Source organism: Rhodococcus sp. MPR-R1B (assembly GCF_058793255.1).
This window is the reverse complement of sequence record NZ_JBXAFO010000021.1, coordinates 31,396-55,846: the sequence shown is the minus strand read 5'-3', so window position 1 is coordinate 55,846 and position 24,451 is coordinate 31,396. Positions and strand designations below refer to the sequence as shown.

The window sequence follows — 24,451 nt, the reverse complement described above, 5'->3', positions numbered from 1 at the left end:
CGACCGGCACTCCATCGTCGTGGTCGATCCTCCTCGTTAGGGATCACTGGTCTTCATTTTTCAACAAATATGGGCCTGAGACCCTCACAGATAGCGGACTCTATATTCTTCTCACAGACAAACCTGCGAGGCCTTTCAACTCGGGGCACTGTCGATACCCAGTTCGAACGCATCTCGCAGTCGCATGAAATTTCGGAGGCACAGGAAAGGGCACTAGCCCGGACACGTACCGACACAGGAGAAGACACCGTGCCATTCAAGACGATCACCATCAACGACGCCATCGGCAAGATACGCAAACACGACTTCGTCCTTCCCGCTATCCAGCGAGAGTTCGTGTGGGGAACGGATCGCATTTGTCAGCTTTTCGACAGCCTTATGCGCGGATATCCGATTGGTTCCTTCCTTTTCTGGCAAGTTGAACCCGAGACAATCGGCACACTCACGTTCTATGACTTCATGCGCACATACCACCGCAAAAATCATCCGCACTGCGATGTACTCGAAGTAGATCGAGCGAAACCAATCACTGCAATCCTTGATGGCCAACAACGTTTGTCATCGCTAAATATTGGTCTGCGCGGCTCTCATGCCGACAAGCTTCCCAGACTTCGTGCAGAAAATCCGTCGGCATACCCTGAAAAATTTTTATGTCTGGATTTACTCTCGGAAATCGACGATTCAGAGCTAGATCTTGCTTACCGGTTCGCCTTCAAAACCCGCCCTGAAATATCTCAAACTACCGAGCAACACTGGTTCGAAATTTCAAAAGTTCTGGACTTCAAAGACACCATGGGTGCCGTCCACTACATTACCAGTTCCGGCCTCCCAGCAGAATCAATGAATCACCTGGTTCGACTGTTCGATATAGTGCATAAAGATCTCACCATAAACTACTACGAAGAACCTGAACAAGACCTGGAAAAGGTTCTGAAAATATTCGTGAGAGTGAACAGTGGCGCAGTACCACTTTCCTTCAGCGATTTGCTACTCAGTATCGCCACCTCACAGTGGAAAGAACGTGACGCCCGAGCGGTAATCCATGATCTTGTCGACGATTTGAACGACACCGGTCAAGGATTTTCATTCGATAAGAACACCATACTCAAGACCGGCCTGGTACTACTCGGTAAACGTGATATCCGATTCAACGTGTCAAACTTCGACAGGGACACGATGCAGGCGATGGAAGCCCAGTGGGATGGGATCGAGTCAGCCTTGCGCCTCGGAGTAACTACGCTCGCTCACTTCGGTTTCCACTCAGCCACGCTCTCGGCTTCGAATATCCTCATTCCAGTAGTGTTTTACCTGCACGTACGTGGACTCGATGACTCATATCTGTCATCGAAAGAGCACGCTGACGACCGCGAGCAACTCCGACTCTGGATCATTCGATCACTCATACAATCCGGAGTATGGGGCAGTGGACTCGACACACTGATCAGTGGACTACGCACAGTTCTGGAGACGGAGTCACATAACGGTTTCCCTCGCCTGGCACTGGAACGTGAAATGGCGCGACAAGGAAAGCAACTCGCCTTCGGACCCGAACAACTAGAAGATCTCCTCGACACCAAATATGGCGCAAAATCTTTTCCCGTACTTTCACTTCTTTATCCCGGCGTGAATACACGAAATGGCGTTCATATGGACCACGTCTATCCGAAGAGCCTGTTCACCCCTGCCAAACTTCGAAAAGCTGGATTATCCAAAGAAGATGCAGAAATAGGGGCAAAGCTCGTCGACAGACTGCCAAATCTTCAACTTCTTGATGGTGCAGAAAATATCAATAAGCGCGCCATGCTTCCTTCTCAGTGGATGAGCATATCCTTCGCCAATGACCAAGCAAGGCAACGATACGCCGACGCGAACGATCTCCATAATATCGGGGCCGACGAAAGAGATTTCTTAAATTTCTACGAGAATCGCCGTACCGAATTGCGCGAACGCCTGAGGAATCTACTTGGAGTCGAAGAGTACGATCATGAAAATATCTTCACCTCCCGAGACCTCCTTAAAGATTCAAATAGCAAAAGAGGAGATATCGCATCTCACATACAATCCGCTTTTGAAGACAAAAGGTTAGGAGATTTTCTGACGATTCAGGAGATAAGGAATCACAGGAGCACCGGATACGGTGTAGACAATCCCACAAACCCTTCAGCTGGTGCTATTAGCGCTCGGCTATTCCCTACATCCGGAAGCTGTACCGTGACTGGCGTCCGGCCTGCTAAAAATGAGACCGGGGTGCGTGGCGCACGAAAGTCCGCCGACTGACGCCGAGTCGGGAGTTCGTCATAACCAATGGAGGCGTCCGACAGGACCGGCAGTGCATGCCCGAAGTGCCCACATTTAATGACCACATTCCGGTCCTCCCCGGAACAACTCTCGACCCCTGCACTCGATCGGTCCCGATTTTCGAACCGTCCGACACATGTTTCATAAACGACCGTATTTGGAACACCAGCGATCGCTGGGCGAGGAGGTGACGTAGGGGTTCCTCTGCCACAATCAGGCCTATGCACGATTCTGACGCTCACTCCATCAATCCCATCGCCGTCGGCTCCCGGGTCACTGTGATCCGGACCTCCGGATCACAGTCCAGCCATACCGAGCCGCAGGTAGGTGTCGTGGTCGAGGACTTCGCCGACACTGTCATCGACCACACTGACCTGGGTCGGGATTGGGCACCGGTGCTGCGGTGGGCGATCGCCCTCGACGACGGGCGTTTGGTCTTCGCCGCCGAGGGTGATCTCGAGCTCGCTTGATCCGTCCGTCTCACGGGCCAGAATTACGAGTAGCAGTGCGCTACTCGCAGATGCCAGTGAGAGTCGACACTGTCCTCAAGGCTCAGTGCGCGGCGTCGAAAGCATCGATGATGTCAGCTTTGATCCGCCCGCGCGGGGAGACGTCGAAGCCGTTCTTGCCAGCCCAGTCCCGAATCGCTTTCAACTGTTCGACTGAGCGTCCGGAGCCTGATGGCTTAGTCGCAGTCGAGGTTTTCACACGGGATTTGCCGGCAGTGGAGACTTTCTCTGCGACCTTGATATATGGGGCGAATGCAGCTTCAATCTTGTCGGCGTTGGTGGGCCGAAGATCAATTCGATAATCGGCACCCTGATAAGAGAAGGTGACCTCGTGCCCTAATCCGGTGTCGATGGGTTTCCCGTCGAGATCGTCGATAAGTTGGCGAATGAATATTTCAGCCACAGGGATTCCTCTTCGTTGCATGCCGAATGAATATCGCGTTCATGTTATCCGAAGTATCGAATAATCGTGGCCATCCTGCTGTCGCCCGCGGATCATCCCCTCGCACGCGAGCTGGAGCGTCCCCAGGCGGTCTCGTCAGTCGATCGGTCCGATTTTCGGCGTCACCTAACCATGTTTCATAAACGCTCGTATTTGAAACGTCGAAGGCAATTTTCTGTGAGCTGGTCGAAGATCCGTTCCGAAACTCGTGTCCGAAACCGATGGTTCAATATGTAGCCTGTCGGTGAGTTCTGGAACACTGCTGCCTCATGGGTGAACTTTTGGGTGTCAGTTTCAGAAGTCGGCTGCACGATTTCAGAAGTCTCCTGCAACTCTGAGTTCTTATGCCCACGTTAGGTTGCATCCGATGAGCGCCGCGATCCCTGACTGGTTAGCGCAGTGATGGTGTGGTTTTCCGTCAAGCCTTACTGGCCTTCGTTGAACTGCGGGTCTGGCGTCGTGGCCGGCCACGTACGACTATTGTCGCGCGAAGTGCTCGATCCGACACTTGTGGCATGGGCGGCGAGAAAGTTGTCGACGATGCGGATGCAGTCGTCGGTGTGGATGTGACGCAGTCCTGTAAGGCGAGCGAACACTATCGGTCCGAGGAGCTGAATGAGGGCGAAGGTGGTGTCGAGCTCGCCGAGCACATCGCGGGCGTCAGGGGCCGTCAGGATCTGATCCAGGGACTTGCGGTATTGCTCTATGACACGTGCCCGAAGTGAGACCACCGCGCCAGGATCGAGATCGCGCCGACTGGCGTCGCCGCTGTTGACGGGTCCCATTGCCAGCCACGCCAGCGTGGTCATCTGCACCGGAGCTTGGTCGATGAGGTCGGCTTGGGTGGTGAGCAACGAAATCAGACGTTCGCGTAGCGGACCGGTATCGATATCGGTGTCGACTGGGGGTAGTAGTCGCTCGAAGGTTGCCGCGAGCAGGTCGGTGGTACTTCCGAAGTGTCGGTACAGCGTGGCACGCGCAACCTTCGACATGCGGGTGACCGCCTCCACGGTGACCGCCTCGACACCGCCGGTGGACAGCAGCTGACCGGCAGCTTCGAGTAACCGGTTACGTGAGCGCGCCAGCCGGGGATCGGCCGGGCCCTCGGCTGCAACGAGAGGGTCGACCATGAACGGGCTCCGCTCCATTTGACTGACAAAATATCTCCTCGCATGACCATTCTGTCACACCCACAGAGTTATGATACTAATAGTCTCGTACCGAGACGACCGGTCTCGAACTGGGAGGCTGGCCATGAACGAACGTGGATCCGACTCTGCCGGCGTCGCTCGATGGAGCGGCGCCCAGTGGTGGATGTTGATTGTGTCGTGCATGGCGGTCGCGTTGGTGGTGGCCGCAATGGCGGCATTGTATTCAGCGTTGCCACAGATCGCGGTCGCGACAGGGGCGACGCAAGCTCAACTTACCTGGATAGTCGACGGTTATACGTTGGTATTGGCGTGCTTCGTTCTGCCTGCCGGTGCGATCGGTGATCGTTACGGTCGCCGGGGGGTGCTCGTGGCGGGGTTGGCGTTGTTCGCTTTCGCGTCGGCATTGCCCTTGTTTCTTGCTGACCCGGCGTGGCTGATCGCTGCTCGCGCGTTGGCTGGGGCGGGTGCGGCGCTGGTCATGCCCTCGACGCTGTCGATACTGACCGCGGGATTTCCACCGGCGCATCGCGGTCGCGCTGTAGGGGTGTGGGCCGGGGTTGCTGGATCCGGGGCGGTCCTGGGCATCCTCGGGGCTGGAGTGCTGCTCGAGCAGTGGTCGTGGACCTCGGTGTTCGTCGGGTTGACCGTCGCCGGAGCGGTTCTGGCCGGGTTGGCATGCAGTATCGCGGAGTCCCGCCAGCAGGAGCATCCACCGGTCGATTGGGTGGGCGCTGTGACCGTAGTTGTGGCAGTCGGGGCGATCGTCTTCGCTGTGATCGAGGTTCCGGCCCGTGGCTGGTCGGATTCGCTCGTCGCCATCAGCACTGCGGTGGGCTTGTTCGCAGTTGTGGTGTTCGTCGTCGTAGAACTACGTTCCTCGGCACCCCTACTCGATGTCCGGTTGTTCGCCCGCCGTGGTTTCGGTGCCGGCGCGCTGTCTGTCTGTATCCAATTTCTGGTGACCTTCGGGGTGTTCTTGCTGTTGGTGCAGTATCTGCAGTTGATTCTTGGTTATGGACCGCTCACCGCCGCGTTGGCGTTGACCCCTATGGTCGTGCCGCTCATCGTGATCTCGGTGATTGCACCCTGGCTGTCGAACATTGTCGGGCTGCGGGTGATGACCACTGTAGGTCTGCTCACCATCGCGGCGGGACTGGTGATGGTGAGCAGACTGACCGTCGCGGCGACTTACCCTGACCTGCTGTGGCCCCTGCTCATCATGAGCGCGGGTTTGGGGTTGTGTACCGCTCCTGCAACTTTCGCCATCGTCTCGGACACTCCAGAGGCCAAGCACGGGGTGGCTGCCGCGGTCAACGACGCGGCTCGCGAAATCGGTGCCGCGATTGGGATTGCGGTAGCCGGTAGCGTGCTCGCGGCCGGTTACGTTCAGCACATCCAGCCGGCTCTGCCCCAGCTACCCGAGCCAGCCCGTGGTCCGGTGGCCGATTCTCTGGCCGCCGCATTGCAGGTCGCCGACCGCGCAGGACCAGCTGGCCAGCCGCTGGCCGAGTTCGCCAAAGCCGCATTCGTACATGGAAGTGGTCAGGCGACACTGGCGTTGGCGGCCCTGACCGCCGCTGGGGCACTCGTGCTCGCCGTCGTTGCGCCAGGTAGACGCAGCCGAACGACAGCCACCGCGGGTGATGGACGTCGATGAGGTCGGCCAGGGTGTCTATTCTTCGGTGTGATTCGTGTCTGTGGCCCGGAGTTGAGCTCGGGCTTGGGACTGCATGAAGTGTTCGACCTCGACCACCACGAACAGGGCAGTAGCGGTGGCGGCCGAGCGGCCCTGCGCATCGTCCATCGTGGCCGTGAGATCCAGTTTGCGCCCATCACGAGACCGAACGGCAGCACGCAACACGTAGGGAGTGCCGAGCAGAACCGGCGCTAGATAGTCGAGCTCGAGACGCCGCGTCACGGCGAGCTCACCCACTGTGTAGAGCAGGAAGCCGAACAGATCATCGAGAACGGTCGCCACCGCGCCGCCGTGTGCTATCCCGGGTGCCCCGACGTGACGCTGATCGAACACATGGTGAGCCACCACGCCGTTCTCGTCACGCTGGACCGACAGGGCGTGGCCGTGCGGGTTCTGCGGCCCACAACCAAGACAGTCGGGGTGGTGGGGCGGTAAATCAGGCGACTCGGAAGTCGTGCCCCAGAACGAGCGCACCCAGTTCTCGATAGTGGGGCCGGCCGACCCGCTGACCTCGTCCGGAATTCTCTTCATGGTCGGACCTCTCTGTCGTGAGAAAAACTGTGCCGAGTCTGTCGCGTCTTCGCGCGCCATCGAACGACGGTGGGCATCATCTCGTGATGGCGGACAGCGAGCGTGAAGCAGACTCCAGGGACTCCGCCAGGATCAGCTCGAGTGCAGGCAGTCTGGCAGCCGACACGGCCACCGCAGCTGCGCGTGTTCGTGCATCGAGACCGCGTTGTGTTCCGGCGCGGGCAGTTTCGGTCCAGGCCTGGGCGCAGTGATCGGCGGCCGCCGCGAGGTCTGCGGTAGCGGGATCACCGGTCAGACGTGCAATTTCGGTACAGCCGTCGGCGAGAAGCCGACGAAAGAGCCCGCCTCCGGTTCCGGCCTTTTCGATGAAGACACCGAGACTGAACAGCAGCGTCTCGAGGTCATCGGGCGGAAGGTCGACCCAGCTCCTCACGTCGGTTGCCAGCTGGTCGACCGCGGCCAATCCTTCGGCACTGGCCGCTGGTACGTGGTCGGCTATTCCCGGTGTCGATGGGGAGCGCATGCTGGCGGCGGATCGGGCAAAGGCCGCAGCCGCGGCAGTCGACACGGGCGGCAGTGTCTGCGGCCATGCGATTCGGTACGTGCAGTGACGTGTCGGTTGTGGGAACGAGGTGGAAGATCGCGCCCGAGCCAGCGCGTCGAGCGGGATCTCCTGCACGTCGGCCCGATCGTTGTCGACGACCGAGGCAGTCCCCCCGATCTCGTCGTAGCCGATCACCACGATGTCGTGGCGACTCATCTGCAGTTTCACCCGTAAGTAGGGCAGCTCAGCGATATCGGCCCATACCAGACTGGGTCGTCCCGCATCGATGTCGTCGCGAACCCATGACCATCCCTCACCGGGATCGTCGGTCGTGAGAACCTCGACTTGTCCGCCGAGCCTGCGCGGCAAGTCGATCTCGAAGTCGGCGCCGCGGCCGACCAAGTACATCGGTGGGACCAGGTCGTTCGATCGCAGGTAGGACAAACCGAGATCACCACCCAGTGCGAACACCAACCCCTCGTCGGGTGGTCCGTCCCATCCCAGACCGTGCCAATGGAGAAGGTCTCGCATTGCACCTGACCCGCAGTGCCCTCCCATCCGGTGGGGATAGTTCTCGATCAGAGTCGTGTGGGTCACTGTGACTGCCTTTCGGGTGGATGGTCGAGCGCGCGTGTCGGCACACTCAGCTGTTCTGGATTCTGTCGAGATACGTTCGGCGAGCATCCATGTCCACGTCCGCGAGGAACACCGAATCTGTGTTCAGGGCCGCACCCAGTCCGGTCGCCAACCGCCGGGGGACGAATTTCACCGCCGCGACCATTGCGCCTGCGAGACGGGTGACGCGGACGAAGGGGCGTGGATTCTCGATCAGATCCGCTGTCGCGCGGGCGATCTCCTCCGGCTCGGCGTTGCGTAATCCCTTTGCGCCGGCGGTTCCGGCGACGAGTTCGGTGTTGGTGAACGTCGGCCGGACTGTGGACAGTCGAACCCCTGACTTGCGGTACTCCAGTCGTGCGGCCTCTGTGAATCCGATGACTGCGAACTTGGTAGCGCAGTAGGTCGCCAAGCCAGGTACCGCGAGCTCGCCGGCCAATGACGCAGTGTTGATGATGTGTCCGGTGCGGCGCGGCAGCATTCGCTGAAGAGCCAGTTTGGTCCCGAAGATGACACCCAGGACGTTGATCTCGACTTGCCTCCGGGTTACTGCATCGTCCTCTTCGTGGGCGTGGCCGGTAGGCATGATGCCCGCGTTGTTGATCAGGATGTCGAGGGGTCCGAGTTCACGTTCGACCAGGTCCAGAAACGTTGTGAACGAGTCAGGTTCGGTGACGTCGAGTCGGGTGACGACCTTCACCCCGAGTTCGGCGGCGGCCTCCTTCGCACGTGCCTCGTCGATGTCGCCGATGGCGACCCGGTGGCCTCGTCGAATCAACTCCTTCGCTGTCTGATACCCGATGCCGCGAGCTCCACCGGTGATCGCCACCGTCCTGGCGGGGGTGTGAGGTGAGTTGTTCGTCATCTGCGCTCCTTGCATAGATATGCGACATCGGGATACGCCGTTCGGCCCGCTCTCGCGGTAGTAGCTGCGCACACGGAAGAGGGATATGGGTATCGCGCGGCGTCTCGTGCCTGGGGAGGCGTTCGGATCGGTCGGTGATCGCGTGCAGCCACAACCCCAGAGGAAGAGCGGGTCTCGTCTAGTTCGGGTTACTTCCGGTGTCGGCCAGAACACGGCCACGCCGACGAGGCACAGCTCTGCCAGCAGGTATCGGCTCACCCGATTCGAGGGTGTCCGAGGTAGTCCGAGTGTTCACGACCGACGGTTGTCGCGGAGAGGGCTCCGACCGATCGGCAGTCGGCCGCGATACGGGGTTCAGGGCGTATGTTCTCACCGTTTGGGTTCATCGAGACTCCCGCGGCGGGGTTTCGATCCCCCGGAGTTTCGTACGGCCGGGTGCGGTGATCGGGTGCGGCCGGTGAACACATCATCGAGTAGGTGAGCGCCCGTGAAGATCGTGGGGCCGTAGGCGTGCCGAAGCACCGTCAAGATCGCGTCCAAGGGTAGGTCGTCGAAGACTCCTCGCTCGCGGACATACTCCATGTGCTGGGCTCCGTCTGCGGTGAAGGCATGCATGAGAGCATCGCGATCGCCGTCGAATTCCACTGGCGGTACGCCGAAACGAGCGCACAACTCGACATTGAAAGCCGGCGTGGCCTTCAACCACCGGCCCTCGATGTAGAGGCGACTGTAGCCGTGGTAGACGAACAGGTCGGTGCCGCCCATCAGCGCGCGCAACGCCTCGGTCTGCAGGTGATTTCGGACGTCGGCGAAGCCGAGCAGTGCCGGGATACCCGCCGCCCGGCACACTGCGGTCAAGAGCACCGCTTTCGGGACGCAGTAAGCGCGCCCGGTCTCGAGGACGAAGCTCGCTCGGTAGTGGGCCGGATCGTCCGACACGGTGTACGGGTCGTACCAGATCTGGTCGCGGACGGCGGCGAAGAGGCGTCTGGCCTTGTCACGGTCGCTGCTCGCATCCCCGATTGCCGCGGCGGTGAACTCCCGCACGGAGTCGTGCTCGATGTCGAGGAAGTCAGTTGCTCCCAGGTACGCGTGTGGTGGCTGCTTCGTATGTGCCCCGGGCGGGCGGTCTGTCAGGGTCATCGCTGATGTTTCCTTCTGTGAGCAACCGGTTGCTGTTGTGTGCACAACGACCGAAGGATCGGTCAGTTGCGCGCGAGTCCGCCGAGCATCAGGTCGGCGCGTTGGACGGGGAGTCGCTGGGCGATCACCCGTTTGCTGTACATGAACTCGCGCGGGCGACCTATGCAGTCGGCGGCAATGAGCTCACCGGCCTGGAGATAGAAGCAACTGAAGTCACTGTCGCGGGTGGGGTCACCGCTGAGAACCACTTCGTCGTATCCGGTGTTGAGGCCGGCGATCTGCAGCTTGAAGTGATATTGATCTGACCAGAACCACGGCAACGCTTCGATTTTCCTGGACTTCCCGCAGGCGGTCGAGGCAGCGACTTTGGCCTGCTCTCCTGCGCTCGAGACGGACTCCAACCGTAGTCGACGGCCATAACGGGCCATGTCGTGGCTCGCGCAGTCCCCCGCCGCCATGATGTCGGGGTCGCTGGTCCGAGTGTGATCGTCGATCACGATGCCGTTGTCGATGGCAAGACCCGCATCGGCGGCGAGGTCGGTGTTCGGCTCGACGCCGACACCGACGATGACCAGATCTGCGGGGATCGATTCTCCGCTGGCCAAGCTGACTTCACGAACCTCACGGTCACCGGACAGGCCCTCGACCATGGCGTTCGTTCTGATGTCGACTTCCTGCTCGCGATGTATCCGCTCGAAGAACGTCGATACCTCGGGAGCAGTGACCCGCTCGAGGACACGCGCAGTTGCCTCGAGGACGGTGACCTGTAAGCCCAGTGCGCGCAGCGATGCCGCTGTCTCGAGTCCGATATAGCCGCCTCCGACGATCACCACCCGCCGACCAGGGCCGGTGGCCATACGGATCCTCTCGACGTCCGCTGCGGTGCGCAGGTAGTACACTCCGTGGAGATCGGCCCCGGGAACGGTGAGCCGACGAGGGCGGGCTCCCGTGCACAGCGCGAGCTTGTCGTAGGCCAGCTTCTCCCCGGTGTCGAGAACGACGTTGCCGTCCGATCGAGCGATGGCCTCCACCTGCGCGTTCAGGAGCTGAATACCTTGCTTGGAGTAGAAGTCCGTGCTGCGAATGGCGATGTCGTCGAGTACGCATTTGCCCGCCAGGTATGTCTTCGACAGCGGGGGGCGTTGATAGGGAGTGGCAGACTCGTTACCGATGAGGACGATGTCGCCTGTCCAACCTTCTTGGCGCAAACTTGCTGCCAGCTGTGCCCCAGCATGGCTTGCTCCGACGATGATCGCCCGTTGCGATGTCATGCGCTGGAAGTAGGCGTCAGGCGCACCATCATCTTGCTGATGCCCCGCACGAAATTCGACTGAACGTACTCGGGGTCGCCGACGACCTCGATGTTCTCGAAGCGGGGAAGCAACTCCTCCCACAGAATCCGCAGCTGCATTTCGGCCAGTCGATTGCCCATACACCGGTGTACACCGAATCCGAACGCGATGTGATTGCGCGCATTGGCGCGATCGATGATGAAATCATCAGGATTCTCGAAAACGCGTTCGTCGCGGTTACCCGAGGCGTACCACATCACCAGTTTGTCGCCCTTGCGGATGAACTGTCCGTTCAGAACGGTGTCGGCTTTGGCGATTCGGCGCATGTACGCCAAGGGTGTTTGCCATCGGATGATTTCCGAATTCATGTTGGGGATCAAATCGGGATTGGCCTTCAATTTCTCGAACTGGTCGGGGAATTGATTCAACGCAAGAACGCCACCGCTCATCGAGTTTCGCGTCGTGTCGTTGCCACCGACGATCAGCAGTACGAGGTTGCCCAGAAATTCCATCGGACGATCGATCAGATCCTTGGTGTCCTCGTTGCTCTGCAACATGGTGATCAGATCGAAACCGGACTCTTCCCCTGCAGACCTCCTGGCTGCCTTGTCATGCCAGAGAGCACTGAGACCCCGGGCCATGTCACGCATGCCCTCGAACACCTCGTCGTTGTCCGAGGGCCCACCGTTGGCTTGCTCCATCGAGGTCGCCAGATCAGACCAGTACACGAGTTTGCGGCGCTGCTCGTAGGGGAAATCCAGAAGAGTTGCGAGCATCCGAGCTGTCAACTCGATCGAGACATTCTGCACCCAGTCGAACGGCTCGTTCAAGGGGAGGTCGTCCAGTACCTCCCGTACGCGCGATCGGATCAGTCCCTCCATCTCCCGGAGGTTCTTCGGTGCGACGACCCCTTGGACGGCAGCGCGCTGCTTGTCGTGGCGTGGTGGGTCCATCGCGATGAACATCTCGATATCGAGAAACCGGGGCGGGACGCCGATGACGATGAACGGTTCGGCCGAGAACACAGCGTGGTTCTTGTCGACGGCCACGATATCGGCGTGGCGCGTGACCGACCAGAACGGGCCGAACGGACTGTTGGGTTGGTAGTGAACCGGGGCCTCGTTACGCACGCGCTCGAAGTACGACTGCCACCGCCCTTGTCTGTAGAGAAAGGGGTTACTGAGGTCGATGTCGGCGAGCTCGACATCCTCGACCGGTGGGATGGGACTTTCGACGAAGATCTTCTTGCCATTCGTTCCAGTCACCCATCGTCGGGTCTTGTCGTAGAGATGAGCGCCCTGGATCTGCAGGCCTATCGGGATGGTCGACTGGACCTTGTCGGTGATCGACTCAGAAACTTTCATGCTGTCGTGCCTGCCTTTCGCACATCACAGTTGGAATTCGGGTGTTCGAACGATCAGGCCATCCCACGCTTGCGAGGCCACCATCTGGCACGACAACCGAGAAGTGGGTTCACGCTCGGGGTTCATCGCCAGCATCTCCTCCTCGTCGGCGCCGGACAGACCCACCTCTGTTGACCACTGCGGGTCGACGATCACATGGCAGGTGCCACAGGCCGTTTCCCCCCCACAGTCTCCATCGATCCCCGGCACAGCATTGTCGGTTGCAATCTGCATCAGCGATCGACCTTCGACCAGAGCCGCCTCGTGCTTCTCACCATCGTGGGCGACGAAAGTTACAGCTGCCATGTCAACTCCTCGTTTCCGGCGTGATTGAGGAAAGTGTCGTCGCGAACGCGGGTGACGGCTATGTTCGGTGGAGTCATAAACTTGTGAATTCGGGTCAAAGGGGTCACCGTGAAGCTGAGCGACGAGGGTGTGCCGCCGCTTGCGTTCGTGCAGTTGCTCGAACGCCGCGCACTCGACCCGGACGCCGCCGCGCGGCTTCGTGCGATCATGCACCGCGAAGGAACCAGTGAAGCGACGCTCATTCAGCATGACGTTCAGGCACCGATACGGTGGTTTCGGGAGGTCTACCCCGAACTCGATATTGCCCAGGCCACTCGACTCGGATTTGCGTTTGCCGAGCAGGCCCAGTTGACATCGTTCGGGCCTCTGAGTTCACCTTTGATCAGCGCTGGTTCGGTCGCCGAGATCGTCGATCTCCTGACATACCTGCCATTGATCTCCACGGCGTTGAAGTCGCAGTTCCATACTGGCGACTACGGTCTGATCGCCGGGCTCACTGCGCATACAGGCGATTCCGCACTGGACTGCTTGGTCATCACCTACGGTGGGTCGGCGTTACTACGACTGCTGGACATGCTCGCCGGTGACATATCGCCGGTGACACTCCATCTGAGCTGGCCGGAGCCGGCCGAGGTGGTGAGCCACGACGAAGGTCCGGGGTCGAATCGCCGATTCTTCGACGCTCCGATTTCCTTCGTCCACGTACCCGAGGACACCCTCAACAAGGCTTGTCGGTTCTCGGACCCTCTCGCATATCGACTCGCTATCGCTGATCTGCAGCGAACACTCGCCCAGCGAAGTGGGTCCATGTCATCTACGGAGAAGGTGAGGCAACTGTTGGAGAAGGACCTCGGACAGCGAACCAACCATGATGTTGCACAAGCATTGTCGATGTCGAGCAGCACGTTGAAACGGCGGCTTGCCGAAGAAGGAACCACCTACAGCAAGGTGCGCCAATCGCTGCTGTACGAGCACGCGATGCTACGGCTCCTCGACCGATCGGTTTCGGTCAGCGAGATCGCTACTGAACTCGGATACAGCGACCTCGCCAACTTCTCTCACGCCTTCAAACGCTGGACCGGACGCTCTCCGAAAGATTTCCGAAACCCACCACTCTCGGACGACGCGGATTCGACGTAGATCCCACAGAACGGGGTCGAGATCGGTGCCTCCGTTCGTCCGCGGACTGATCGATCTTCATCGCGGAGAGTTCGGAGACGTCGCCGCCTCCCTGCCGTGAGAAAGAAGAGTTTGTGCAAACCCGAGTACGAACCACTTGTCACTCGACGATGTCGGCCGGCACGCGTGTGGTCTCCGATTCGAGAAAGTCGACGAGTGCTTCCAACAGGCTGTCCGCGCGGGTTTCGACATCAGCGAGGACAGAGTCCACGTCATCGAGAAGACCGTGGGCGTGTCTACGTGCAAGCGTTCCGCGTTCGTAGTAGCCGGGGTCGAGCACGAGCCGCGGTACTGGATCCGATGCCGCGATCCGCTCCGGCTGTTGTGACCGCGCAGTGGGCTGCAGGCGGGTGGGCGCACGTCCGTCCAGGTGCGCTCGCACGATGTCGGCGACCGCACGCGACGTGAGCGGGGTCGCAGTCAACGGGGTGTGACCCCACCGGTCGATCGCAGTCGACAGCGGCTGTCGATCGGCCGAATCGACGTACCGGTCGTATCCTCCGATTCCGGTGCCGCCCACGGCATCGAGAGCGTCGGCGAGCATTCGGGTGCTCGGATACCGCGCGTGATGGCCGAGCACCTCCAACCAGCGCTGGTACACCATCCGCGGCGAGATACCCGTCCCCGTCAGTGCGAGGGAGGTGAGGATATGAACGCCGCGGCCTGAGTCGATACGAAGGGCGTCGATCCTCGGATCGGCGGTGACGTCGCATGCCCGCAGGGCCGCGATCTGGGTGTACGGCAGGCCGGTCGAGGCAACGACCAGGACGAGGGCATCTCGCCGCGCGAACAGTGCTGACGGCCAACCGGATTCGGGGAGACGCGCGATGATTCCGCCGATCACGGCTGCCAGCTCGTGCAGGCGCGCCGTGCGCGCCACGTCCAGCGCAGCCCGGACAGCCTCCGCGCGCCCCGGAGGGGGTAACAGGTGCCGGGAATGGGCGGCGTCGATCACCGCGATCCGGCGGCGTTGGGTCGTCGACGCGGCGGGGTGCGCGTGGAGGAACCGAGCAAGTGACTCCGGAGAGGCCGCCAGTGGTGGTTCGTCATGGGCGGTGCACCAGTCCTCGAACAGTGACCACGTGTGCCGATCGCGCTTCGGCACCGCCGCGTTCGCGATATCCGCTGGCCGTATCGAACCGGCGCGGTCATCGTGGTCAGCATCTGCCTCGGTCGCCCCGTCGCCGCTCACAGATGCAGTCACGCGCCCGGTCATAGACCGAGTTCGGTGACCGCGTTGCCGACCAGAGGTGCGTGCTCGCGGGCATATGTTTCGACCATTGCGGGTGTGGTGTGCCCGGTCTGGCGCATGATCGTGTGCGCATCGGCACCGTTGCGAAAGGCTTGCGTGACGAATCCTGCACGCAGAGAATGCCCGCCGAATTGGGCGACGGTGTCGGGGTCGTATCCAGCTCGAGTAGCTCGTCGACGGATCGCCGCATGTACCGCAGCCCCGGACAGCGGCGTATCGGAGATGTTTCCGTTCTTGCGGACAGACCGAAACAGAGGGGACCGTTTCTCGGCTGCAGGAAGGGTGCCGAGGCAGATATGAGACTCGAATTCCACTGCGCGAGAGAGCAGTCGAATGACCTCGACTCTGCCCCCGGAGTCGAACGCGGCGACGACCTGAAGCCACCGCACCCACGCACAGACCGGACATGACTCGTGGCGGCCAGTGAACGGTAATGCCTTCACTGCACCGGCACCGTCCTGGTCTGTCTTCGATTTGCGGATACGTACGTGCGCGCCGTCGAGACGGTCGCGGCGGATATCACGACACTCGAGAGCGACGAGTTCACCCCGCCGAAACGCGCCGGTGTAGCCCATCAGCAGCAGCGCGGTGTCACGCCGTTCGAGGACCTCCGACGCCCACCCGATCGAACTGCGACGCGCGTGGTCGACGATCGTGGTGATGTCGGAAGTCAACAGAGGCGCACGCGGATTGCGGGGTCGCTCCCCCGCCGACGCGTAATCCCGTCGGATACCGGAAACGGTGGCGCGCACCATCTCGTGGCCGCACGGGTTGTCGTGGCCAGTAGCGCGGTGACTATCGGCGATCGCGGCAACCCATTTACCGAACGTCGACGGTGCATATGCCCGCGTTCCCTCGACTGTGAGTGTGTCGGCCGCTCCAACGAGATAGGCAGCCACCGTCGCAGGGTGCGCCGGCAACGAGATATGTCCGGTGGCGGCGCACCAGGTCTCGAAGCGTCGCCACGCCGAAGCGTAGGCCCGCCGGGTCCCCGCGGAGCGTGACGCGGCCATCGATCGCTCGATCCGAGCCGCAACCTCGGGCGGCAAATCCGGAAACACGGCCGCAGTACCGCCCGGCAAGACAGCTGGAATCGCGGCCGAGCCGCCGGTGAGCTGGCGTTCTGTCATGGGCAGAACTGTATCGGGCACCTCCGACACAGTTTTCGGATTCAAAACACGCTCACCTGGCGATTCATCGAAGACGGTGCGGGAAGGAAAATTCTCGTGGGTCACCGCACACAAACCGTGGGTGACTACAGGGTGCGATCGAATTCCGCCTGAAAGCGCAGAGAAACGTGTGGCGATTGCGATCTAGCGCGCTTCAGTCCCAGTCCAGTCGAATACCGAGCTCGACGAAGGCATAGGCCAGCTCATCGACGTCATCTTCGGTGCGGCACCCCGTTCGAGCGAATCCGAACAAAGATCGGGCGGCATCGCTGTCGACGCGGGCGGCGGCGACAGCGGCATCGATCGCCGCAATCACACCGTCCCAAGCGCTGCGGGCGGGTACCGGACTGCGAGACCTCGTCGGAGCGGCCCCCGGATCGACCGGCTCGTACCGTCGCGGCCGCAGCAAGCAGGCATCAGCACCGCTCGCGGCTATCTCATCGTTCTCGACCGCATTGATCGCGGTCGCGGCAGCAAACAAAACCTTCGCTTGCTCGTCACACCGCAGTTGCTCGAACGGAACCCACGATGTCCGCAGCGGGCGAGAATGGCCGGTGGACTTCCAGATCGCGCTCAGTGGCTTCGCCCACCATCCGGTGCGGACCAGCGGTGTCGATACCTCGTCGACGACGGTACGCAGCAGCCTGAACCACACTCCGGCATGAACACGGCCTCCGCCGAGCTCGACCGACCCGCACGTCAACGCGACGGCGGTGCGTCTGTCGATTTCTGCGACGACTGCCGGTACGGGTATCGGTGGTGCGTGTTCGTCCGAGCCTGGCGGTGTCCTGTCCCAAAAGACCAGTCGGCCGGGTATGACAGCACAGAATTCGAGCCGGCAGAGGTGTTTCGTGCAGCTGGTCAGCATCGGGTACTGATGAGCCATCATGACCGCGATGTCGGCGTCTGTGTCGAGGTCGTCGATACACAAGGGGCATGCCCGCGTATCGAGCTTGCTCACCCAGGGAAGCCACGTGCCGGCGGGCGGTGCGCGTCGACGTCGATCTGACCTTGCCAGACCCGCCGGTAGTAGGACAGAGAACTGATGGACGTAGGTGTCGAAGTCGCATCCGCCGGGGTCGGTGCTGTCGAGCAGCCAGGGCGTACCGCCCGCCAACGTCATCTCACGCAGCCGTTCCGCTGTGCAGGTGCTCCTCTGGGCAAGCGCGGATAGCACCGGCTCGGGTGTGTAGCGGTCGAGGTCCACGCCCGAAGTGTCGACACCGAGCCCGTCGAGAAGATCCGCTGTACCGATCAACGAATACAGTCTGCTAGTCCGGGCAAGCCACGACATCAGAGTCTCACCAGGTAATGGTTGCGGGTGCAGCGGCCACCGCGGATGCCCACTGTGGTCGAACGCTGTAGGCGCTGGCGAGGCATCGGCTGATGTCATGCCAGATGCCGTTCGAAGTGGCGACGGCGTTCGGTGGGCCCGGAGTAGGCAGTCTGCGTCAGCACCTGCGAGGTGATCGCTTCCTCGCCAGCCTCTATTGCGGTCACTGCGGCCGCGGTCAACAGCGTGGCCAGTTCGCCGATGGTGCCCTCACACCGGGTGAGGAGGTAATCGGTCATCTCCGCCGACGTCAGGTGCGAGGGCGCACGCAACGGGAAGCTGGCGGTGAAGCTCGCCAGCAGGGAGCGGGTGTCGATGTCGTTGGTCCAGATCGGCAGCGTCATGGGGTGAAAACGGTTCTCCAACTGTGCATCACTACGGATCGCGAGGTACGCCTCTCGGGTGCCCACTCCGACAAGAGGAATCCGCAGTTCGTTGCCTAGAAACCGCAACAGGTTCAGGAATTCTCGGCGCACGTTGTCGCGGCCGGCGAGAACATTGTGGAGCTCGTCGATGATCAGCATCCGAACCCCGGTCGCTCGCAGCAGCGAGATTGCTTGCTGTTCGAGTTCGTGGACTCGGCTCCGCGGGCGGATCGGCGTTCCGAGTGCAGCAAGCATCGCCAGGTAGAACCGTGCGGGTGCTGGGTCTGGAGGCATCTGCATACACAACACCGGTATCTGCTCGCGATCGGGCAAGCTGACAGCAGGGTGCGCACGCCGGAACTTCTCGATGATCATCGACTTGCCGTTGTTCGTCGGTCCGATCAGAAGCACGTTCGGCATACGTTGCCGATCCGGCCACACCAGCAACGTCTCAAGATGCTCGATCACCGACCGTGCACGCGGATACCCGATCCACCGTTCAGTACGAATATGCCTGATGCGTTGCGCGGCAGGAAGAACCGCAATCGATCTGACCGAACTTCGCAGGTGGGTGAGGTCCGCACGAACGACGTCGATGTCTTCGCAACTACGGTCGTCATCGTCGCCGGCGGGAGCGTTTCGGGGGTCGTGGTTCATCCATTCACCACTCTTCGATGTCGTCGAAGATCGGAACCGGCACGTCGTCGGTGCCTGGGCCGAGCTCGGGCGGGCTCTGCGTGTCCGGTGGTGTGGTGATGCTGCTCAGATGAGAACGGCGAGTGCGATTACGGCGGGCCCGCTTGGTGTACCTCTGTGCGGACGTGGCTATCTGACGCATCTGCTCGATCATCGCGAACAGAGCGTGTTCGTCGATACTTGCTCGGCCTTGTTCTCGAAGGCGCACCACCGCTGCCCGGTGTTCCCACGCTGTCACGGCCGGATGTGACATCGTCCGGTATGGCACCTCGACGTACCCGCCGCCGCTGTCGGGGTCCAGGACCCACACCCTGCTCAGATCACGTGGATCACGCCGGATAACGAACTGACCCAACTTCTCTCGCCTGGCGATCCATGGTTTCAGCGCGTTCGAGAAGTACTGGATGTGGTCGATGACGAACCCTGTCCGGGTCAGTCGGCGCCGGATGACGGGGAGGAAGTCCACTAAGAATGCGGTCTCATCCACCACTGTCGAGCTCGCCAGAGCGGTATCGGCGTCGGTGCTGCTGGTCCACTGCGCAGCCGGGCTCCGGCTCAGGCCGGTGTGCACGTCCGCGTGATAGGCCGCGATCGCCAAAATCAGCCAGCGTTCCAGTTCTCGTAACGTCAGAGCTGCCGCGCCCTCCGAGTCGTAGCTGCCCCGCTGCGTTGGATTCGAGAACGTGGTGCCAGGGAGCTCGTGAACCTGGGTCATGACGGTGCCGATGATGCGTTCGACAATCCCGCCGTATTGCGGCCTGCCGGGTGGGCGGTAGCCGAGGTCGATACCGTGTTGCTCGCAACCCCGCCGTAGCGCTTCACTTTTGAACTCGGCGGCGTTGTCGACGTACAAGGCGCGCGGCTTTCCGGCCATCGGCCACCGCACATCCGCGCCGAGCCCCAGAGCGTCGATCCATACGCTTTTGTCCGAGCACACCCGGCCCAGACACAACCCGACCGACACTGCGGACGGCGAGTCGAGTGTGACCACGAAGCCCGGCACGCAGCGGCTGAAGACATCGATAGCAATCGTGAGATAAGGACGTCCGATCGGCACCCGGTCGTATTCGTCGACGATCATCAGATCGACCACGGTGTGATCGATCTGGACTTGCTGGAGAACCGCCGTCACCGGCGGCGGGACATCGCCAGCGGATTGCCGCGATCGAGCGGCATCCGGTCCGCCACGTGACCGTGCGACGCGGCCCGGGTGCATTGCTGCGATCCGCGCGGCGACTGTGTTGCGGGCTGGAATAGGGAGTCCCGCACGGTGACAGGCCAGCGCGATATGTCGATGCAGTGCGGCGACACTGAGCTTCTGGCGAGCCAGAAACTCGCGGTTGATGTGCTCGGCGATCACTTCTTCCACCTCGGCCGGCACGCGGGAACGGCCGCGCCCGCCTGCAGGAGCGGAGACCAACAGATCTGTGACCGACCCTCCCCCATTCCGGAGCTTGGACAACAGCACGTACACACGCCGGGGCGAGACCCCCAACTGCTGTGCTGCATCCTCGACCACTGCGGTGCCGATCGAGGATCGATCCGCTAGTTCGCTGAGCACTGCGAACCGTGACCGTGCCTGCTCCCACTGCTCGGCCGACGCGGTCAGCACACCAGTCTCTGCGACGTCGAACTTGTCCGCGTCCATCGCAGCCTCCGAACGCCAGGCCTGTGTGATCGACCGATTGTGCAGTCCACTTCTGCAGTCAGAATGTCAGAAGACGACTGCAATCGGAGGTAAAACCCCAGGAAATTATGACGCCCACTTCTGAAACTGACATTGGGCTACGCGAGGGTCTCGACTACCGATCAGAGCGTCGATCCGCAGAGCGACGCTCTGAGCGCTGCCGGCTGTTTCAAGGTCTGGACCGAAACCGCGTCCGGTGCAACCACCACCCGGCCGCAACTGACGGATCTACTCTCCCACCTACGCGACGGAGACACCCTGGTCGTCTGGCGCCTGGACCGGTTGGGGCGCTCACTCCCCCATCTACTGCAGACCGTCGAAGATCTTGCCGCCCGCGGAGTCGGCTTCAAATCGTTGACCGAAGCGATCGACACCACCACCTCCGGCGGGAAACTCATCTTCTCCATCTTCGGAGCACTGGCAGAATTCGAACGCAATCTGATCCGGGAACGGACTCAGGTCGGTCTCGCCGCAGCCAGGGCGCGTGGCCGTACCGGCGGCCGGCCGCCGAAGATGACCTCCACGAAACTCGCACAGGCACAACGGATGCGGGAGAACGGCATGCATCTGACCGACATCGCCGAAATCATCGGTGTCGGCCGAACCACTCTGTACAGGCACCTGAAGTGAACTACTGCAGCGTTCGTTCGCGCGGCTACTCGGTGAGATTACCGGGCCTACGATGCTCCTGCTTGAACTGGTCGGTTGTGAGCTTGATTCGGTCGGGTCGCGTCACTCGTATCGGCTCGCCAGTGTCAGGATCAACCGGAATGTAGTCGCCGTACACCCCTGAATCGTGCCCGGACGAGAATGAACCGTGCCGGGTTTGATGCCGCATCCGTTTTTGTGAAGGATGCAGATCATGCCCAAGCGTTACCCACTCGAGCAGCGTGAGCGAGCCGTCAAGATGGTCCTCGATCACCTCGACGAATATCGGTCCGTCTACTCCGCATGCCAGGTGATAGGCCCGAAACTCGGCATTGGTGCCGAATCGCTGCGGAACTGGACCAGGCAAGCCCAGGTCGATGCTCAGGAGGTGCCCGGAGCGAGCACCGCGGAGCAAATGCGGATCAAGGAACTCGAGCGTGAGAACCGAGAACTCAAGGAAGCCAACGAAATTCTGAAGTCGGCATCGATTTTCTTCGCGAGGGAACTCGACCCTCGCCGCCGCTGATAGTCCAGTTCATCGACGACATGCGTGCACAAAATTTCAGGGTCGAGTCGATCTGCCGAGTGCTCACCACACAAGGAATCCAGGTCGCCCCACGCACATACCGCAACTGGAAAACCTCACCACCATCTGCAAGGACGATCACCGACGCCCACCTCACCAAGGAACTGCGGTCCACGATCGGCACTGCCGAAGGGCTCTACGGCCGACGAAAGATGACGGCTTATCTGCGCCGCAAAGGCCACCACGTCGCTGCCTGCACCGTCGACCGTTTGATGCGCGACGAAGGACTGAACGGGGTGGTCAGAGGCAGACAGCACCGAACCACGATTCCAGGCGGCAAGGACAGCCGGCGGGCACCAGACCTGCTCGATCGCGATTTCACCGCTGAAGCTCCGAACCGCACATGGGTTACCGATTTCACTTATTGCCGAACGTGGGCGGGGTTCGTCTACGTCGCTTTCGTGATCGACTGCTTCTCCCGGGCAATCGTCGGCTGGCATGCCTCGACAGTGAAGGACACGGGCATGGTCACCACGGCCTTGAAGATGGCGTTGTGGCGACGCGATCACGGTGGACATCGGGTCGGTGATGGGTTGATCCATCACAGCGATGCCGGTAGCCAATATGCATCTATTTCCTTCGCGGAAACGCTTGTGTTGGAAGGGATTGCAGCTTCAATTGGAAGTGTCGGCGACGCCTACGACAATGCCCTCGCGGAGTCGACGATCGGACTGTTCAAGACAGAAGCGGTTTCCAAGAGTAGTCCCTTTCTGCAGGGCCCGATCAAGACGATCGACGACATCGAATTCGCGACGATGGAGTGGGTGGATTGGTTCAATACCCGCCGTCTGCACAGCACCTTGGACTATGTCACTCCGGACGAGTTCGAGGCCGTCTATTACTCTCAATTATCGATTCTCCAGCCGGAGATGTCGCCAGCATAGGAGCGGCAAGAAACCCGGCACGGTTCAGAACGCGCGATTCTCCCGTTCTGCTTTGTGGTGGGCAAGCAGTCTTTCGTTCCTGGCACGGCGCTCGCGAATCATCTTGGACGTTGTCCACTTTTCGTAGCTGAAGGCAAAAATCAAGAAACCAACAACAAGTCCGCCGAATACGAGGGCAACTATCCAGAAAAGGTGCACGGCAGAATTTCACAGGTCGCAAGAACCCGAGATGGTCGACGCGAATGCGTCAGCGCAACCCGCGGGAACACCTGCTTACTCCTTCATCGACGAGTACATTCCGTTCGCTGGATTGGATGGATACTTCTGGTTCGTCGACACCCGCCCGGGTCCGATACACGGGTGCGTTACCGAATACAGCCGCGACTCGAGCGACGAGGACGGCCCCAAGTGGGTGTCTATCAGTGCCATGCTGACAGACCTCGCCGACAGCCTGGCGGGTGAGACCGTCTTCGATCGCATGTGGCTGTCGTCTGTCACCGATGGCGAAATCGACTGGCGGATAAGACGTTAGTGAGCACGTCCTCGATGCGGGTTGTGAGGTCGACGTTTTCGTGCAGGATCGCTGATGCGTTGACGGCTCCGAGGGTGCCGGCGCACAGGTTCCAGGCGAGTCGGTGTGTGGTGGGCGTGTTGGTGAGTTCGCCGTCGGTGATGGCGGTGTCGATGATGTCATTGACGGCGTCGACCCAGTGTGCGAAGCCGGCCGCGTTGTCGATGGTGGGTTCGAGGGTGAGTTTCATTCCGGCCCGCACGTTGGTGTCCTCGGCAATCCGACGAGCGAGGGACGTGAAGATCGCTGCCAGCTTCTCCCCTGCCGTGCTGCTCGAACCGCATGTCAGTGCTTCACTGATGGTGTCGTCGAGGGTGCGGTTCCAGTCCGAGATGAGGTGTTCTGCGATCGCTTCTTTGGATGGGAAGTGGTAGTACATCGCGCCTTTGGCGAATTTTCCGGTAGCGCTGATGGTGTTGATGCTGGTGTTGCCGTAGCCGTCGGTGTCGAAATGCCGGGCTGCGACGGAGATGATCGCTTCCCGTGTTCGCACTGCGCGGTCCTGCATTGTCGAGTTCTTACTGCCGGGGACGCGACCTATCCGGTGGGTTGTCGTGGTGGCAGCGTTTTCCGGGGTATCTGCCGGTTCGTTGGGGCTGTTCACAGAGATGCTCCTTCGACCATGCGGACGGCGGCCGGGTCCGTTCCACGCCACATCAGCAGTAGATCATCGACCCGCCTGCTGATGGTCTGGTTCTCGTCGAAACTGGCGGCAACCTGCACAGCGCCGACGAATCCGGCACCGAGTGTGTCTGCGAGCCTGGACATGCTTTTCGCGCAGTCGAGGGCGCCGGAACGACTCGCGTCGACGACGATCGGTTCGATCGCAGCGGTCCACGCTTCGTAGGTGGCGCGGGCGCCGCTGAGCGACTGATCGACGGACAGGATGAGGCCGGCGCGGATGATCGCCTCGTTTTGGGTGCGGCGGGCGAGTTCGCGGTAGATCATCAGTACTTGCCGGTCGGCGGGTTGACCGGTTGCGATCGCTTTCCCGACTGTCGTAGTGACTGCGTCGGACCAGCGGCGAAGCATCTCCCTCGCGATGGATTCTTTCTTCGAGAAGTGGAAGTACATCGCTCCCTTGGTGACCGGGGCGAGTGTGACGATGTCGTCGATGGTGGTGCCCGCGTATCCCGTTTGGCTGAACAGGGTTGCGGACGCTTCGAGGATCGCTTCTCGGGTGATTTTCGCTCGCGGCTGCATCGGTGGGCGGCCTGTTTTTCCGTGGTCGATGCCTTCGGATAGCTCGTTATGATCGTTCATTGGTCACAGATGCTTTCTGTGGT

Annotated in this window: 23 protein-coding genes; 7 read left to right on the top strand and 16 right to left on the bottom strand. The window is 61.0% G+C overall.

Annotated elements, in window-relative coordinates:
- Positions 1-249 precede the first annotated feature (249 nt).
- On the top strand, positions 250-2,277 hold the full coding sequence (locus tag AC1Q61_RS24505) for a DUF262 domain-containing protein (protein WP_164490640.1): 2,028 nt from the start codon (positions 250-252) through the stop codon (positions 2,275-2,277).
- A gap of 242 nt (positions 2,278-2,519) precedes the next feature.
- On the top strand, positions 2,520-2,768 hold the full coding sequence (locus tag AC1Q61_RS24500) for a hypothetical protein (protein WP_125052819.1): 249 nt from the start codon (positions 2,520-2,522) through the stop codon (positions 2,766-2,768).
- An 82-nt stretch (positions 2,769-2,850) separates the two neighbouring features.
- Here AC1Q61_RS24500 and AC1Q61_RS24495 read toward each other — a convergent pair whose 3' ends face one another.
- Both AC1Q61_RS24495 and AC1Q61_RS24490 read right to left on the bottom strand, forming a co-directional pair.
- The gene (locus AC1Q61_RS24495; protein ID WP_125052816.1) at positions 2,851-3,210 is read right to left on the bottom strand and encodes a histone-like nucleoid-structuring protein Lsr2; all 360 of its coding nucleotides are present in this window, start codon (positions 3,208-3,210) and stop codon (positions 2,851-2,853) included.
- 464 nt (positions 3,211-3,674) lie between these two features.
- Positions 3,675-4,379: a TetR/AcrR family transcriptional regulator gene (locus AC1Q61_RS24490; RefSeq protein WP_054827583.1), complete on the bottom strand. Its 705-nt coding sequence runs from the start codon at positions 4,377-4,379 to the stop codon at positions 3,675-3,677.
- 124 nt (positions 4,380-4,503) lie between these two features.
- On the opposite strand from AC1Q61_RS24490, the gene AC1Q61_RS24485 reads away from it, so the two are divergent.
- Positions 4,504-6,057: an MFS transporter gene (locus AC1Q61_RS24485; protein WP_054827582.1), complete on the top strand. Its 1,554-nt coding sequence runs from the start codon at positions 4,504-4,506 to the stop codon at positions 6,055-6,057.
- Positions 6,058-6,072: 15 nt separating this feature from the next.
- On the opposite strand, the gene AC1Q61_RS24480 is transcribed toward AC1Q61_RS24485, so the two are convergent.
- The 7 genes from AC1Q61_RS24480 to AC1Q61_RS24450 all read right to left on the bottom strand — a co-directional run bounded on the left by AC1Q61_RS24480 (position 6,073) and on the right by AC1Q61_RS24450 (position 12,795).
- Positions 6,073-6,627: a PaaI family thioesterase gene (locus AC1Q61_RS24480; protein ID WP_073513077.1), complete on the bottom strand. Its 555-nt coding sequence runs from the start codon at positions 6,625-6,627 to the stop codon at positions 6,073-6,075.
- A 76-nt stretch (positions 6,628-6,703) separates the two neighbouring features.
- Positions 6,704-7,768, bottom strand: a complete 1,065-nt coding sequence (locus tag AC1Q61_RS24475; RefSeq protein ID WP_054827593.1) for a BtrH N-terminal domain-containing protein — start codon at positions 7,766-7,768, stop codon at positions 6,704-6,706.
- A gap of 46 nt (positions 7,769-7,814) precedes the next feature.
- The gene (locus AC1Q61_RS24470) at positions 7,815-8,651 is read right to left on the bottom strand and encodes an SDR family oxidoreductase (RefSeq protein WP_073513170.1); all 837 of its coding nucleotides are present in this window, start codon (positions 8,649-8,651) and stop codon (positions 7,815-7,817) included.
- A gap of 369 nt (positions 8,652-9,020) precedes the next feature.
- Entirely contained in the window at positions 9,021-9,794 is a 774-nt protein-coding gene (locus tag AC1Q61_RS24465) for a transglutaminase-like domain-containing protein (protein WP_073513080.1), read from the bottom strand.
- Between the two features lie 62 nt (positions 9,795-9,856).
- On the bottom strand, positions 9,857-11,065 hold the full coding sequence (locus tag AC1Q61_RS24460; RefSeq protein ID WP_073513082.1) for an NAD(P)/FAD-dependent oxidoreductase: 1,209 nt from the start codon (positions 11,063-11,065) through the stop codon (positions 9,857-9,859).
- A complete protein-coding gene (locus tag AC1Q61_RS24455; protein WP_027498265.1) occupies positions 11,062-12,450 on the bottom strand; it encodes a cytochrome P450 in 1,389 nt (462 codons plus the stop codon). Before AC1Q61_RS24455 ends, AC1Q61_RS24460 begins: the two co-directional genes overlap by 4 nt.
- Before the next feature lie 24 nt (positions 12,451-12,474).
- Positions 12,475-12,795, bottom strand: coding sequence for a 2Fe-2S iron-sulfur cluster-binding protein (locus AC1Q61_RS24450; RefSeq protein ID WP_073513084.1), 321 nt, complete (start codon positions 12,793-12,795; stop codon positions 12,475-12,477).
- Between the two features lie 108 nt (positions 12,796-12,903).
- Here AC1Q61_RS24450 and AC1Q61_RS24445 point away from each other — a divergent pair, with 108 nt between their 5' ends.
- A complete protein-coding gene (locus AC1Q61_RS24445) occupies positions 12,904-13,935 on the top strand; it encodes a helix-turn-helix domain-containing protein (RefSeq protein WP_073513087.1) in 1,032 nt (343 codons plus the stop codon).
- A 139-nt stretch (positions 13,936-14,074) separates the two neighbouring features.
- Here AC1Q61_RS24445 and AC1Q61_RS24440 read toward each other — a convergent pair whose 3' ends face one another.
- The 5 genes from AC1Q61_RS24440 to AC1Q61_RS24420 form a co-directional block, all read right to left on the bottom strand.
- Positions 14,075-15,178 (bottom strand): recombinase, encoded by a 1,104-nt coding sequence (locus AC1Q61_RS24440; RefSeq protein WP_256670144.1) that lies wholly within the window; start codon positions 15,176-15,178, stop codon positions 14,075-14,077.
- A gap of 8 nt (positions 15,179-15,186) precedes the next feature.
- Positions 15,187-16,356: a site-specific integrase gene (locus tag AC1Q61_RS24435; RefSeq protein WP_054827592.1), complete on the bottom strand. Its 1,170-nt coding sequence runs from the start codon at positions 16,354-16,356 to the stop codon at positions 15,187-15,189.
- Positions 16,357-16,549: 193 nt separating this feature from the next.
- On the bottom strand, positions 16,550-17,788 hold the full coding sequence (locus AC1Q61_RS24430; protein ID WP_256670145.1) for a TniQ family protein: 1,239 nt from the start codon (positions 17,786-17,788) through the stop codon (positions 16,550-16,552).
- On the bottom strand, positions 17,785-18,750 hold the full coding sequence (locus tag AC1Q61_RS24425; RefSeq protein WP_054827569.1) for a TniB family NTP-binding protein: 966 nt from the start codon (positions 18,748-18,750) through the stop codon (positions 17,785-17,787). Before AC1Q61_RS24425 ends, AC1Q61_RS24430 begins: the two co-directional genes overlap by 4 nt.
- A 4-nt stretch (positions 18,751-18,754) precedes the next feature.
- A complete protein-coding gene (locus AC1Q61_RS24420) occupies positions 18,755-20,437 on the bottom strand; it encodes a TnsB C-terminal domain-containing protein (RefSeq protein ID WP_054827568.1) in 1,683 nt (560 codons plus the stop codon).
- Between the two features lie 120 nt (positions 20,438-20,557).
- On the opposite strand from AC1Q61_RS24420, the gene AC1Q61_RS24415 reads away from it, so the two are divergent.
- The 3 genes from AC1Q61_RS24415 to AC1Q61_RS24405 all read left to right on the top strand — a co-directional run bounded on the left by AC1Q61_RS24415 (position 20,558) and on the right by AC1Q61_RS24405 (position 23,126).
- Positions 20,558-21,106 (top strand): recombinase family protein, encoded by a 549-nt coding sequence (locus tag AC1Q61_RS24415; protein ID WP_125052972.1) that lies wholly within the window; start codon positions 20,558-20,560, stop codon positions 21,104-21,106.
- A 232-nt stretch (positions 21,107-21,338) separates the two neighbouring features.
- Positions 21,339-22,594 (top strand): IS3 family transposase gene (locus AC1Q61_RS24410; RefSeq protein ID WP_125052970.1). Its coding sequence is split into 2 segments (ribosomal slippage): positions 21,339-21,612 and positions 21,612-22,594, totalling 1,257 coding nucleotides; the frame shifts between segments, so codons are not numbered across the junction.
- 229 nt (positions 22,595-22,823) lie between these two features.
- A complete protein-coding gene (locus AC1Q61_RS24405) occupies positions 22,824-23,126 on the top strand; it encodes an SMI1/KNR4 family protein (RefSeq protein ID WP_125052968.1) in 303 nt (100 codons plus the stop codon).
- On the opposite strand, the gene AC1Q61_RS24400 is transcribed toward AC1Q61_RS24405, so the two are convergent.
- A complete protein-coding gene (locus AC1Q61_RS24400) occupies positions 23,089-23,769 on the bottom strand; it encodes a TetR family transcriptional regulator (RefSeq protein ID WP_125052966.1) in 681 nt (226 codons plus the stop codon). The genes AC1Q61_RS24405 and AC1Q61_RS24400 overlap by 38 nt on opposite strands.
- Positions 23,766-24,428 (bottom strand): TetR family transcriptional regulator, encoded by a 663-nt coding sequence (locus AC1Q61_RS24395; RefSeq protein WP_125052964.1) that lies wholly within the window; start codon positions 24,426-24,428, stop codon positions 23,766-23,768. Before AC1Q61_RS24395 ends, AC1Q61_RS24400 begins: the two co-directional genes overlap by 4 nt.
- Positions 24,429-24,451: the final 23 nt, after the last annotated feature.